This is a genomic window from Peribacillus sp. YIM B13472 (genome assembly GCF_042788005.1).
Taxonomy (GTDB): Bacteria; Bacillota; Bacilli; order Bacillales; family DSM-1321; genus Peribacillus; species Peribacillus simplex_E.
Map to the genome: position 1 here is coordinate 143,093 of NZ_JBHZPG010000004.1, position 14,822 is coordinate 157,914.

Annotated in this window: 10 protein-coding genes; 4 read left to right on the plus strand and 6 right to left on the minus strand. The window is 40.1% G+C overall.

The window, feature by feature from the left end:
- The first annotated feature begins 89 nt into the window (after positions 1 to 89).
- Complete coding sequence (locus ACFX4I_RS05130) at positions 90 to 992, plus strand: LysR family transcriptional regulator (protein WP_377419477.1); 903 nt, start codon at positions 90 to 92, stop codon at positions 990 to 992.
- A 147-nt stretch (positions 993 to 1,139) separates the two neighbouring features.
- On the opposite strand, the gene ggt is transcribed toward ACFX4I_RS05130, so the two are convergent.
- From ggt to ACFX4I_RS05150, 4 genes are all read right to left on the minus strand, one after another.
- A complete protein-coding gene (gene ggt / locus ACFX4I_RS05135; protein ID WP_230302484.1) occupies positions 1,140 to 3,215 on the minus strand; it encodes a gamma-glutamyltransferase in 2,076 nt (691 codons plus the stop codon).
- Between the two features lie 194 nt (positions 3,216 to 3,409).
- A complete protein-coding gene (locus tag ACFX4I_RS05140) occupies positions 3,410 to 5,413 on the minus strand; it encodes a TRAP transporter permease (RefSeq protein WP_230302483.1) in 2,004 nt (667 codons plus the stop codon).
- The gene (locus ACFX4I_RS05145; protein ID WP_377419479.1) at positions 5,406 to 5,912 is read right to left on the minus strand and encodes a DUF1850 domain-containing protein; all 507 of its coding nucleotides are present in this window, start codon (positions 5,910 to 5,912) and stop codon (positions 5,406 to 5,408) included. The genes ACFX4I_RS05140 and ACFX4I_RS05145 overlap by 8 nt, the downstream gene beginning before the upstream one ends.
- An 85-nt stretch (positions 5,913 to 5,997) precedes the next feature.
- Positions 5,998 to 6,972 carry a TAXI family TRAP transporter solute-binding subunit gene (locus ACFX4I_RS05150; RefSeq protein ID WP_283932940.1) on the minus strand — a complete coding sequence of 325 codons (975 nt, stop codon included), beginning with the start codon at positions 6,970 to 6,972 and terminating at the stop codon, positions 5,998 to 6,000.
- A 452-nt stretch (positions 6,973 to 7,424) separates the two neighbouring features.
- Between ACFX4I_RS05150 and ACFX4I_RS05155 the strand changes: the two genes are divergently transcribed.
- Entirely contained in the window at positions 7,425 to 8,336 is a 912-nt protein-coding gene (locus ACFX4I_RS05155) for a LysR family transcriptional regulator (RefSeq protein WP_230302480.1), read from the plus strand.
- A gap of 233 nt (positions 8,337 to 8,569) precedes the next feature.
- Here the strand turns inward: ACFX4I_RS05155 and ACFX4I_RS05160 are convergent, their stop codons facing one another.
- Positions 8,570 to 10,612 carry a sigma-54 interaction domain-containing protein gene (locus ACFX4I_RS05160; RefSeq protein WP_377419481.1) on the minus strand — a complete coding sequence of 681 codons (2,043 nt, stop codon included), beginning with the start codon at positions 10,610 to 10,612 and terminating at the stop codon, positions 8,570 to 8,572.
- A gap of 200 nt (positions 10,613 to 10,812) precedes the next feature.
- Here ACFX4I_RS05160 and ACFX4I_RS05165 point away from each other — a divergent pair, with 200 nt between their 5' ends.
- Entirely contained in the window at positions 10,813 to 12,237 is a 1,425-nt protein-coding gene (locus ACFX4I_RS05165) for a YfcC family protein (protein WP_377419483.1), read from the plus strand.
- Between the two features lie 39 nt (positions 12,238 to 12,276).
- On the plus strand, positions 12,277 to 13,449 hold the full coding sequence (gene iadA / locus ACFX4I_RS05170; RefSeq protein WP_230302477.1) for a beta-aspartyl-peptidase: 1,173 nt from the start codon (positions 12,277 to 12,279) through the stop codon (positions 13,447 to 13,449).
- A gap of 376 nt (positions 13,450 to 13,825) precedes the next feature.
- Here the strand turns inward: iadA and ACFX4I_RS05175 are convergent, their stop codons facing one another.
- The gene (locus ACFX4I_RS05175) at positions 13,826 to 14,818 is read right to left on the minus strand and encodes an NAD(P)/FAD-dependent oxidoreductase (RefSeq protein ID WP_377419485.1); all 993 of its coding nucleotides are present in this window, start codon (positions 14,816 to 14,818) and stop codon (positions 13,826 to 13,828) included.
- Positions 14,819 to 14,822 lie beyond the last annotated feature (4 nt).

Here is a 14,822-nt window from a genome sequence, read left to right on the forward strand (position 1 = left end):
TTTTTTTAAAATTATAAATGAGATAATATATAATTACCAATACAAAAATTCAATATATCAATAGTTTAAAGCTATAGAAAGGAGAATATATGGATCTTCGTCAACTTCGTTATTTCACTACCATTGTCCGGGAAAAGAATTTCTCTAAAGCGGCAAAACTTCTCCATATATCACAACCTTCCCTAAGTAATGCCATAATGAAATTAGAAAATGAAGTTAGTTTTCAGCTTTTGGAACGGAATACAAGAGGGCTTGAGCTTACGGAAGCAGGGGGGATTTTTTATACGAGATCTGTTGATTTGCTAAGAAGATTCGATAATATGCAAGTGGAGCTTAAGGAAATGAAGGATGTTGGTAGCGGAACAGTATCTATAGGTTCCATAGAATCATTCAAATTTTGGTTCCCGAAGATTATCAGGAATTTTAAAATCAATTATCCTAATATTCATATAAAAGTCAGGGAAATATTAGGGGAAGAGAAGGTTTTCGATTCGTTAAATCGGTATAATGTTCATTTCACCATCACGAACCAGCCCATCAATAACGATGAAATTCTGTCCACTCCCCTTTATAATGAAAAATTCATGCTTTTGATCCATAAAGATGACGAGTTAAACGAAAAAGAGTCCATCACTTTCCAAGACATTGCAAAGAAAGAATTGATTATCAGTACAACTGGATTTCAAACAAGAGATGATATCTTAAGAGCTTTTAAGGGTGAAAATGTAATTCCCAATATTCTATACGAAATAGAAAGGCTTGAAACGGCTTGCAGTTTGGTGGAAGCAGGGCTAGGGGTTACAATTTTACCGGAAAACTATATAAGATCCGCTGCAACCCCCAATACTGTAATTCGTGCGATCGATTCGAATTATTTGGAAAGGACTGTTTACCTGGCTTATTTGAAAGATCGATATCTGTCTCCTGCGGTATGTAGGTTAGTCGCGGACATACATAGCTTTTTTAAGAGTGATGCTAGGAACGGTGACTAAAAAAAATCCAACGGTAATGACACAAAAACATTCCCCTTATGCACATTGCACAAGGGGAATGTTTGATTTAATTGCTCTGACCATTTTCCTCGATTTCCTTATTAACATCTTGCTAGAGGAATTTCTGTCTATATCGTCAGGGTAAAATTAATTCGTGACACTGCCATCATCGTCTGGATCTTCAATATCTGCCGGATCTTTTTCCAATAGTGCTTCTTTGTCTTTTTCGTTCCATTTTGCTTTATATCCTAATGATTTCGCTACTCTTAACACCGGTAGATACGATTTTTTATCTGGTTTAAACGTTTCTAAGTCCCCTGTTCCAATTGCACCCAAACCAAGTAACAATTTGTCTGATTGGATATAGGGTTTTTCATCTATCAGTTTCATTTGTTCAGCTGTATAAGGATAAACGGCTCCATTCACTTTTAAAGTAAACGGTCCCTTTTTTTCTTCTTTTATTTCTTTTGGCTTTTTCGATTTATGGGAAACATTATACACTCCTTGAACAGTTCCTTCTCTCGTATTATCGGCTCCTCCATACATTTTCCCCTTTTCATAATCATAAATAACAGCTTGCACATTTCCGATATGCTGGGGTTTTTCTTCATATACATGGCCTTTTGCCATTAACTCCAACCTGGTATTTTGTTCAATTCCCGGTTCCCATCTAACTGTCGGATATCCAGCGGAATAAATACGTGGCGCATATATCGCATCTTGAATACTCATTTGATGATCAAGCACATTCATAATCGTTTCAGATACCGATGCGATTATCGTCGCCCCGCCTGGTGAACCAATGGCCATGAAGGGATTACCATCTTTTAATACAAAGGTCGGGGACATACTGCTTCTTGGTCTTTTTCCTGGTTCCACCTGGTTAACTCCACCAGGTGTGGCATCAAAATCCGTCATTTCATTATTTAGCATGAACCCATAATCTGGTACCATGATACCAGATCCGAATACTTGCTCGATTGTAGTCGTATAAGCAACCATATTTCCCCACTTATCCATTACAGAAAAGTGAGTCGTTTGTCCGATTGGGGTTTTCTCTTCTTTTACCATCTTCATTGCAGTGGGTTCTTTGCCCTCATACTTCCATGGATCGCCTGCTTTGACATCAGCTGTTGATCTATTTGGATTGATGAGTTTTCTTCTTTCTTTAATATAATCTTCATCTAATAGTCCTTCTGATGGTACATCATAAAAATCTTCATCCGCCATATAGGCAGCGCGATCGGCAAAAGCAAGATGCATGGCTTCCGTGAGATAATGAAGATACTCAGGTGTGTTCGCCCCCATCTTTTGTACATCGAATCCTTCCATAAGCTCCAGGATTTGTAGAACGGTCAAACTGCCTGAGCTTGGTGAAGCTGCCCCTACCACTTCAAATCCCCTATATTCCGATTTAATCGGCTCTCTTTCTTTCACTTCATAGTTTTCCAAATCCTCAGTTGTCATCGTTCCTTCACGCTTTTGAACTTCTTTGGTAAGGGCTTCCCCGATTTCACCTTGATAAAAAGCCTTGGAACCCTGTTTTTTTATTAACTTAAGAGTCTTTGCCAGATCTGGCTGAACGAGGGTGTCTCCCTCTTCCAATGGCTTTCCGTCTGGTACAAAAACTTTTGCAGCCGCTTGGTTATTTTTGAGCTTTGTTACATTTTCATCGATATATTGTGCTGTTGCCCAATTGACTTTTACCCCTTGTTCAGCCTGTTTAATGGCCGGGCCTACGACTTGTGATAATTTCAATGTTCCATATTTCTCAAGAGAAGTCTCCACCCCCATCAGAGTCCCAGGAACAGCAACCGCTTTACCGGATGTGTGCCGCTTACTAAAAGGAATAGGTTTTCCCTTTTCATCTAAAAAAAGTTCAGGCGTAACATTTTGAGGTGCCATTTCGCGATTTTCGATCATCGTTATTTTATTTTCCTTTTTATTATAAATCATGATAAAACCACCGCCGCCGATTCCAGACATCATTGGTTCAACCACATTTAACGATAATTGAATGGCTGCCGCTGCATCGACTGCATTTCCGCCTTGTTTTAGTATCTCTATACCCGCTTCAGCTGCTAACGGATGAGAAACTGATACGATTCCATTTGTAAAACCCTTTCCCATTGACCCATCCACTCCAGGAACACTTGCAAAAGCTGGTGTGATCATACAAAAGAAACTGAAAGTAACTAAAATAAAACTTTTTAAAAATTTCATGAATTAGTCTCCTTTCAAAATAAAACAAATTGGGTTTTATCATAAGCCAACTGGATATACGAGCAAATGACTCTGCTCTTGCAAGTAGGGATATGCTGGTCGATCTCTATAATAGCTGTCTGCACATTCCCTGCTCACTTCGATGTTTCACTTCAAAAAATCACCCCCCCGAATGGTTCAGCTCTACCCTTTACTTACGGATCGATACTTTTCTCTAAGCTTTGGTTATTTCCCAAGATTTTGGAGCTGTCGTGATTGTCACTCTTCCAAAAATATTGTAAAGCCAATAACACGATAAAAGCGGATACCCCAATGATGTCCGATATCGTTTCAGGATAGATTAATAGTAAACCTACGATTATAGCGAGGACTCTTTCCAACCAGTGCATCCCCCTCATCCAATAACCTATAACACCCGCACCAATTGCAATCATGCCTGACATTGCTGTAAGTACGACCCAGGCAACCTCCACCCAAGTTGTATCGATCATCAGCATTTGTGGGGAAAGAACAAAAATATATGGAATGATAAATGCAGCGATAGCAAGTTTTGATGACTCAATTCCCGTTTTTATCGGTTCACCGCCTGCCACCCCTGCCGCTGCAAATGCCGCTAAAGCAACTGGAGGAGTTATATCTGCTATAATGCCAAAATAGAAAACGAATAAATGTGCAGATAAATCAGGAACACCAAGCAAAATGATCGCAGGTGCTGCAATCGTCGATGTGATGACATAATTGGCGGTCGTAGGTGAACCCATTCCTAATATAAGTGCCGCTACCATCGTTAGCATCAGTGTTGGAATCAAATATCCACCAGACAAATCTATCAAACCATTAGCCAGCTTAAGCCCTAATCCAGTTTTCGTAACGACTCCTACAATAATGCCTGCTGCTGCGGTTGCAGCTGCAACCGCAAGTGCCGTTCGGGCTCCATCCACCAATGCATAAATGATATCGATGAATTTCATGCGGACATCCTTGTTTATGAAACCTACAAGAACCGAGATGGCAATGGAATACAGTGCTGCATGTGTAACCGTGATATTCAGCATGAGCAAAAAGATAATGGCAAGGATCGGTATTAGTAAATAAAATTTGCCGAACACTTCCTTTTTACTTGGCATCTCTTCTTTCGTTAACCCACGAAGCCCAAGTCGTTTTGCTTCAAAATGGGTCATGATCCAAATCCCTGAAAAGTAAAGGATAGCTGGAATCGTAGCCGCCTTTGCTATATCCCAATACGTTATTCCATTCCCAATGAACTCAACCATTAAGAATGCAGCTGCCCCCATTACCGGAGGCATCAATTGACCGCCTGTCGAAGCGGCTGCCTCCACTGCCCCAGCGAATTCCTTCTTATATCCAAGATTTTTCATCATCGGTATCGTAAATGCTCCTGAAGTGACAACATTAGCTACAGAGCTTCCGCTAATCGTTCCTTGAAGTGCACTGGAAAAAATCGCAACCTTTGCAGGTCCCCCAATCCTTCTGCCGGCAATGGCGGTTGAGAGATCATTGAAGTATTGACCGACACCTGTTCGGACTAGAAAGGATCCAAACAGTAAAAATAGGAAGATGAATGTCGATGACACCGCTAACGGGGTACCTAAAATGCCCTCTGTCGAAAAGAACATCGTTTGCACCAAACGTTCCAAAGTTAAACCGCGATGAGCGAGGAACCCTGGCATATACTGTCCAAAAATTCCATAGAAAACGAATAATACAGCAATGACCATAATGGGAAGTCCCACTGCACGCCTAGTTGCCTCTAAAACTAGCAGAATGGCCATTAAACCTACCGCAAAATCCAATGCGCCCAAACGTCCTACATTCATGACGATATCCTCGAAAAATAAGGGCCAATATGCACCTACGCCTATACTGAGGATTGCTAAAATGATATCGTACCAGGCAACTTGAAATTTCCCTTTTTGACGCTTCTTCCGGTTTGCAGGAAATAGTAAAAAAATCAGGGAGAGTGCAAACCCTAAATGAATCGTCCGTTGGATTTGTGCTGTAAAAACACCAAAAATAGCAGTATATAATTGGAATAACGAAAAAGCTAAAAGTCCAAAAAACGCAATGTGGCCCAAGACACCAGTTAATTTCCTAGTCCCGGCTTCAGGATCATATTTTTCCAATAACTCCTGTTGCTCTGCTTCGGTTAAATATTTCGCTTTTTCTTTATCAGCCACTAATCTTCACTCCCTTCAACTGTTCCCATAATGAAATGCTTTCCGATGAAATCCTGACCCATGTCCCTGGTTTAATAAAGTCTGCCAATGTATATGTTTTTTCATCATATACCAATCTATGGTTAGCCCTGACTTGTCCTACTCGTAAATCTATATAGGGGAAATTGCGTTTCATATTTTTTATAAAGTAGGTACCGCCTTTCTCTTCGAATACTTCCTCCCCCTCTGCATTGGAAGGCATACCGACTGCAAAATCATGATAAGCAAGTTCGGTTTGTATGATTTGTTTATCCGAAAAACGATATGATTCCAGTACATCCGAAAGGTGGATGGAGTGGGTATACTTAATCTGGAAATTTTTTTCGCTTTTCAATGGTAAGTATGCGACTAATTCCCCTTGGTCCTGGTAGGAAAATGCAATGACATGTTTATACGGAAAAAATAATAGAAATGTGATGATCAGAGGTATACCAAACGCCATGAATATCTTGAATTTCATAGGTACCTCCTTTCAAAAACCGAAATCCCATTCAGAAAAAACAAAGCCGATAGGCCACAAAAAGCGAGCTACCGACCCAATTTCATTACTTGGAAACACCTTTTTCTTTAAAGTATTTTGCTGCTCCAGGATGAACTTCCATATCCCCTAACCCTTCAAGTGCAGTCTCTGCTGTAATGAACTTGCCTTTTGCATGTGTAATTTTATCTGTGTTGTCATAAACGGCTTTAGTCATTTCATAAACTAAATCTTCATCAAGATCCTTTGTAACCACTAACATCGCTTTAACAGCAACTGTTTTCACCTCGGATTTGATTTTGTACGTACCACTTGGTATTACATCTTCAGCATAGTATGGATACTTTTTAACCAAAGCTTGAATCTTGTCCTCTGCAATAGGCAGGATCATGATATCATTTTGTACGGACAGCGCCTCAACTGCACCAGTTGGTGTTCCTGCCGTAATGAAGGCTGCATCAATATTTCCTGCTTGGATTCCTTCCGCCGACTCATCGAAAGATAGATTTTGTCCTTTAATATCTTTCTCTGACAACCCATGAATCTCAAGGATTTGCATGGCATTGATGTATGCACCTGAACCCGGTGCACCTATTGAAACCTTTTTACCCTTTAAATCCTCAATTGATTTAATGCCACTTTTTGCTGTCGTTACAATTTGAACCGTTTCAGGATATAGAGAACTGATTGCTTGTATATTGTCTATGGGTTTCCCGGCGAACATTTCTTTTCCTTCAAGTGCATATGCGGCGATATCCGTTTGCGAAAAAGCGATTTCAGCTTCCCCAACTCTTAAAGTTTCCATGTTTTCTGCCGAGGCACCGGATGTCTGAGGTGTTATATTCGCTTTTGTTTTATCGGAAATGATTTTTCCAATTTGTCCTCCGAGTGGATAGTATGTACCTCCGGTTCCACCAGTCAACAGACTCAAGTTTTGGTTACCGCCGCCTGAGACACCTTCATTACTGTCTTTGCAAGCCGTAATAATACCGGTGACCGTCAAAATCATCACTAATAAAAAGCACTTATGAAATTTTTTCACTAAACTCCCCCCTCATGTGTTTTCATCATCTGCAAAAGATGATAGTGTTATTATTCTACCGACCACCTCACTTTCCCTTTTTTTACAAAATTAGACACACCCTCTAAAAGTACTAATAATCGATTAATAACTTTGTAAGGAAATCAAATCAAAAAGCAAAAATGTATAAAAATAACTATTAAAAACAAGGGAAATCCGCTAACCAATAGTATTATTTTGCCTCTTATTACCTATTTTTCCTTTATTTAAGGATAATATTGACTCTTCCATTTTAGAAATATATTATTGTTATAAACTTATAAGTCTACGTTATAAAATGATTTCACTAGTATCTTTCTAGCCTTTAATGGTTATATCCAGCTTTGTTTGAGAGGGAATATTAGAAGTCAACCCTTTCTTATACCAGCCATTTTAGCCTTTTATTTTCAAATCCAAATGAAGTGGGTGATCGTTTGAATTTCCTATCCCTCCGCTATTTCATAGAGGTTTCTAACCATCTTAGTTTCAGTGAGGCTTCCAAAACCCTGCATATATCCCAGCCCGGACTTAGCCAACAGATTTTATCCCTCGAAAAACAATTAGGCTTTAAATTATTGAATCGAACGACAAGAAAAATAACATTGACGGAAGAAGGAGAGTACATCTATAAAAAACTAGCTCCTTCCTTTGAAGATATTGAGAAAACAGTGAATTACATAGTTGAAAATAAAACCATTCCCAAGCCTAAACTGAAGATTGCTACCGTTCCCTCTGCAGCTAGCATATTTATCCCGAAGCTATTGAAAAAGATTGTGGGGGAATACCCGGAAACAGAATTTTACGTTCATGAAACAACATCCTCAAGAGCTGTAAAACTCGTAAACCAACAAAACTATCACATCGGTTTCATCCGAACGCCCATTCACAGTAACATCATCGACAACGAAGGATTAAGCATGATTGAATTCATGAGGTTTCCATTACAATTAGTCGTTTCCATTGATCATCCACTAGCCCAAAAGGATGCTATACATTTATACGAAGCAAAAGACGAACCTTTTATCCATTATGATGCCGTTCAAGCACACTCCCTTCAATTCCTTTTGGAAAAGGCTTGTCTGACTGCTGGATTTTCACCTAAAGAATTATGTAAAGGCTCTGAATTACTGACGATCGCCAATCTAATTTCCAATAACTTAGGCGTAGCACTCATGCCGGAAGATATGGTGAGTTTGTTAGGAAAAAGCCAAGTTAAAGCCTTGAACATCGATAACTCGGAATTATCCAGTTCCATATCGGCAGTTTGGAAAAACACGAATGCATCCATTATGACTAAGCATATTTTGAAAACGTTAGAGAATGATCATGATTTTAGCGACATATGAAATTCTTGATTGAAAAAATACGCTAAACGACTCGGAATGAAAAGGGTCAATTATAACAAGAACTATACTAATCGGTATTAAAAAAGCCCCATTTCTCTTGTGACATAGAGAAATGGGGCTTTTAATATAATTTCACCTCTTAAATTTCTTATTGGCGATGGGACGGGACCACTTCCATAATTTACTAAAACATTAAATTAGCAAACTCTCCTTATTGGTAATGACTAATTATATCAATGCATAGCATGCTTTGACTTAAGAAAATATAAATACTCCATACCCTCAGCGGTGATCTTAGTGCCGGCCCTTCCTCTGCCTTTGACGACAAATCCTTCGATTTCTAAAATATCTAAGCGGCGACGGATTTGCTGAGGGGACAAGACAAATTCCGATTCTTGACTCTGACTAGAAATCAGTTCTCTGCTTGCCGCTTTTCCTTTATCGTTGTATTGCTTGATTACTTCCAAGATGAAAGTGCGCTCCTGAATTTCCAGCATACTTTCACAGACGGGATAATCTGCCGTAACACTTTCTTCCGCATGCCCGTGCATGAACGGAAGATCCCTCTTCGTCACGACATTCCCCTCACAAACCGTCAGCATGTAATCGATCGTGCTTTTAAGTTCCCTTATGTTGCCGGGCCATTCATATTGCATGAAAAACTCCATAACGTCTTGCTCTACTTTTACCCACTTCCCGCTTTTTGTGATGAGATGCTTTATCAAAAGTGGAATATCCGCTCTTCTCTCATTTAGTGACGGTATGTAAAGATTGAGTACATTCAGACGGTAAAACAAGTCTGTTCTGAATGAACCGTCCCGCATCTTATCATGAAGATTTTTATTCGTCGCGGTGATCACCCTAACATTTATAGGAATGATTCTCTTGCCGCCAATTCTGCGGATTTCCCCCTCCTGAAGAACTCGAAGCAGATGGGATTGAACTGTGAGACTTATGTCACCAATTTCATCCAAAAAGATAGTCCCGTTATCCGCCATTTCAAACAGTCCTTTCCTGCCTCCCCTTTGTGCTCCTGTAAATGCCCCTTCTTCGTAACCAAACAATTCACTTTCAAGTAAAGTTTCTGTTAAAGCGCTACAGTTGACCGCTAGAAACGGCCCGTTCTTTCGCAATGAATGCTCATGAATCGCATGAGCAAACAGCTCTTTTCCTGTTCCTGTCTCTCCCTGAATCAAAATCGGATGCTCAGACAAGGCAAGCTTCTTGGCAATCTGCTTTCGCTCTTTCATTACTTCATTTTCGCCGATAATATCTTCAAAGCGGTATTTTGAATAAAAGCCTTGATTTCGCATTTCTCTTTGTGCAGTCTTTTCTATTTCAAAAGCTTGATGTACGCTTTTGAAGGTTGCGACGATTGTATTTTCTTTCATCATTTGCAATCGAAAAATTACGACATCCACTCCGTCTATGTTGAAGAACTTGCTTTCGTCATTACTTCCCATGATGAAATCTACAATATCCCGGCGATTCAATACATGCTCCAGATACTTATTAACCACATCTTTTGCATCAACATGGAATAATGCCGCAAGCTGGTTATTGAATACCGTTATCAGCCCTTCCTCGTTAACGACCAGTATTCCGTCATCGACAGTCCCCAACACATTCTGGATGTGTTCGCTCATCTGCTTGGCATCCCGCTCTGCATACAAAAGCTTACGTTGTAATTCGATGATATTGCTAATATACCTTTCAGATATCTTTGAAGATATATCCTTGTGCAAACCGCAGCATTCCACTACTTTCAGAATTGTGGTCATGTCAAATAGACGCACGCCTATATCGATTACTTCTTTTATGTATGAGGGGCATAGGTGAGTTTCTCCTGGTGAAATGGCAATTTGGACATCCTCATAAAACAATACCCCCTTCCGAAAAGGGATAAATTGAACATGATCGACACCTAGCTGATATAAGGATTCAATAAGACTTTTTGTGGCATCATCATCATCATTCACCACCAGGACTGTTGAACCTTCAGGTATTCTTAAAAGTTTGTCAATGTATTCATGATTAACTGTTCTCTTTCCCACAATTATTTTCTCTGCATTTACGCTACACATACCATTTGTACTTTCAAAAGCGGTATCTGATGAATACAAGATAATTCTATCTTCCAGAGACTTCGGTATTCCTTCATCGGAAGCATGGCTTTTGACATGAACATAGTCTCCAAGTAATTGTTCCAGCTGTTCCTGCAAGGCTTGCTTTGTTTTTGCGCTTCCCGCTATGAGTGAAAGTGAGGATTTTGACATAAAGGCACCCGCCTATCATTAAATTGGTTCTATTATATCACCAAAAAGAACCAATAAAGACCTTAAACTCCAATCCAACCATAAAGATTTCATAAAAATCTATATTTACATATTGGCATGGATTTTGCTTGTTACCTGTATAAAGGAGGAAAAGCGTTTTAATTCTATGCATGGATTTTAAAGACAAAGGAGAGACACTTATGAGCCAAATAGAAGAGAAGGTTGTTTCGCTTGGAACATCATCAGGAAAAAAAGAGAGAAAAATCAATGTGTTTGTATTGCTGCTCTGTATTCTTGCAATAGCAACTCTATTCACTTACATTTTGCCTGCAGGGGAATATGTACGGATTGAAGCGGATGGACGGACAACTGTTGACGCCAATTCTTTCAAATGGATAGAATCCGCACCGGTCGGATTTTTCGATATGATGAAAGCTATTCACACAGGCATGGTAGAAGCCGGAAATATTATCTTTTTCTTATTGATCATCGGAGGGTTTTTCGGTGTTTTAAGAGCAACAGGTACGGTCGATGTACTGATCGCCACAATGGCTCGGAAGTTGGCGACGCGTGAAAAGTTATTGATTCCTGTCGTGATGCTGTTTTTCGCTGTAGGCGGCTCCTTAATGGGGATGGCGGAAGAAACACTTGCTTATCTTCCTCTTATCATTCCACTGGCATTGGCTCTAGGATTTGACACTATTACAGGAACCGCCATTGTCATAGTAGGAGTAATGTCAGGGTTTACAACTGCCGTCATGAATCCATTCACAGTTGGGCTTGCCCAAGGAATCGCAGAATTGCCGATGTTCTCAGGCATAGGCTTCCGCCTTATTTTATTTGTTATCGTCTACCTGGTTTCCGTTCTTTATATCTATCGTTACGCAATGAAGGTAAAGAAAAATCCTTCTAAAGGAATCTACGGAAAATATACAAAAGAAGAATCGAAAAAACTGCTGCAATCAAGTGCGAAGTTAACAACGGGACATAAGTTCATCTTAGGTGCTTTTTTAATTAACTATATCGTCTTGGCGTTTGGAGTCATCAAGTTTCAGTGGTACATGACAGAAATCGCTGCCTTATTCATCGTATTGACGACCGTAATTGGAATCATCGGAAAATTGTCAGCAGATCACATCGTCAACTCCTTTATCAATGGATCTGCAGCCTTGCTCGGCGGTGCTTTGATAATCGGCGTATCACGTGCCATTTTAGTCGTATTGAATGAGGGACATATCGTCGACCCTATGCTTCATCAAGTATCTGAATATATCCAGCATATTCCGGCCTATTTAAGCGTTGCCGGCATGTACAGTTTCCAAACTCTTATTCATTTCATTTTAGCGTCCGGCACCGGCCATGCGATGCTGACCATGCCAATTATGGTGCCGCTCGCAGACATATTGGAAATTACACGCCAAACCGCAGTGTTGTCTTTCTCTTTTGCGGACGGAATCGGAAATATGATTTTCCCGACCGCTACCACCTTGATGGCGGGCTTGGCAATCGCAGGCATTCCTTGGACAAAGTGGGCGAAGTGGATTCTCCCGCTGGTGCTCATTCAATATCTCATCGGATTGATAGCAGTCATCACAGCTCACTTCATCGGATATGGTCCATTCTGATTTTATAGTTTACTAATTATACATAGGAGGAGAAAGGCATTGCTTACTTTAATCAAAAATGGCGAGATATACTCACCCAATTACTTAGGACGGAAAGACATATTGATTACAAATGATAAAATCGCATTCATAGATGACAGAATCGAGATTCCTGACAACTTTGCTCCTATTCAAATCATTGATGCGACTAATCTTTTGGTAGTTCCAGGTTTTATAGATTCACATGTTCATATAATCGGCGGGGGCGGCGAGGGCGGATTCAAAACCCGCACCCCCGAGCTAAAGCTCACTGATATTACAACTTCAGGAATTACAACACTGGTCGGCTTACTTGGCACGGACGGAACTACGCGTAGAATGGAGAGTCTTCTTGCCAAGGCGCGTGCGCTTGAAGAAGAGGGTATTTCCTGTTTCATTCATACTGGCTCCTATCAAGTGCCAGTAAAAACATTGACAGGTAAAATCGAAGACGACATTATTTTAATCGACAAAATTATCGGTGTCGGGGAGATTGCCATCTCAGACCATAGATCATCAGAACCCACATTTGAAGAATTAACTAAAATAGCCGCAGCGGCTCGCAACGGCGGTATTCTGTCAGGAAAGGCCGGTATTATAGAAGTACATGTTGGGGACGGGTATGGAGTGCTCTCATTGTTACATGAAATTGCTGATAAAACCAACATTCCGATTCGGCAGCTCCACCCAACACATATCAATCGAAATGAAGGATTATTCAGGGCGGGAATTGATTACGCTAAGAAAGGCGGATACGTTGACTTTACTACAAGTACCATTCCTCAGTTTTTAGAGGAAGGCGAAGTGAAGTGCAGCATGGCCTTGCGCATGATGCTTGAAGAGGGGGTTCCAGTCGGTCACATCACCTTCTCTTCAGACGGGCAAGCAAGCCTTCCATTTTTCAACTCCCATGGGGAGTATGCCGGCCTTCAAGTAGGAAAAGTATCTTCGCTATATCACGAAGTGCGTGATTCTGTTTTAGAAGAAGGAATCCCCCTTGAAACGGCACTGAAGGTCATCACCACGAATCCCGCACAAGTGCTGAAGCTTTCAAACAAGGGCAGTATCCAAACCGGGAAGGATGCTGATATCGTATTATTGCAAAAGGAAACTTTGGCAATCGCCACTGTAGTGGCAAGAGGACAAGTTATGGTAGAAAAGGGCATTCCGTTGGTAAAAGGAACATTTGAATAATTTAGACAGAATAGCCGTTATCGAAAAATTTTTACGTCTCGGGTTGTTTAAGATTCCGTATTAGGGCTCACCTGGAATTAATATTGTAAAGAATTGCTATAGAGGCGTTACTTAAAACAAACTAAAAAGTCGAATTCCTAGCTGCAAAGGATTTCGACTTTTATTTTTTTGCAGTCATATCAGCCTGTCCCCTTTGTTGAACTATCAACCTATTGCTTCACTAGGGAACAAAACCTGTTAAGCCTCGAAATACTTTATTTTTCATTTCCATTAAAATCAGGATAATCGAGACCCCCTATCTCTCACAATTTACATTGGGGTCTCGCCTATGTACTTTTTAATTCATTTCTTCAGAAGAGTCTTGTTGCCAAATATATCAACCAAATAAGGAAGTACTATGCAATGGCTGAACTTTCGCCATAGGATCAATATAGGCTTTGGCATTATTAACTGCCGTAGGACCTTCACCAAATCCGGAAGCAATTAATTTAACCTTTCCTTCATACGTACAAATATCCCCGGCCGCGTAAATGCCTGAAATGTTTGTTTCTTGTTTGGAATTAACGATAATTGCATTTTTATTGATGTTTAGACCCCATTCTTTAATCGCTCCAAGAGAAGAGACAAAGCCGTAATTAATAATCAAATCATCTACGTCAACCACTTCTTTTTGTTGAGTCTTTGTATGTTCTAAAACAATTTGAGTAATTTGATCCGCTCCAACCAGTTCGGAGGGAATATAAGGTGTTTTGACCTCAACAGAGGAATTCACTAATTTTTCTACACTATGTTCATGGGCACGGAATTTATCTCTTCTGTGTATCAATGTTACCTTTTCTGCAATCGGCTCTAACATAAGGGCCCAATCAACAGCAGAATCTCCACCGCCTAGAATCGCCACTTTTCTTCCTTTAAACCGGTACATATCATTCACGAAATAATGCAAATTCTTATTTTCGAACTGTGTTGTATCTTCCAATTCCAGTTTACGGGGTTGAAAGGCTCCATTTCCAGCAGTAATGATAACTGATTTAGAAAAATGAGTATCGAGGTTTGTGGTGATCTTAAATGTTCCGTCTTCTTGCTTTTCCATCTGTTCAACTGCTTCTTCAAGACAAATTGTTGGTTCGAATACTTTCATTTGTTCTTTTAGATTCTCTATCAATTCCTGCGCCCTTACTTTTGGAAATCCAGCTATATCATAAATGAATTTTTCGGGATAAAGAGCCGAAAGCTGTCCTCCCAATTGAGGAAGACTTTCAAGGATTTTTACCCTTGCTTGCCTCATTCCGCCATAGAACGCCGTAAACAGGCCAACTGGTCCGCCTCCAATAATTGTTATGTCATAGACCGTCTTTTCTTCTTTCAATGTA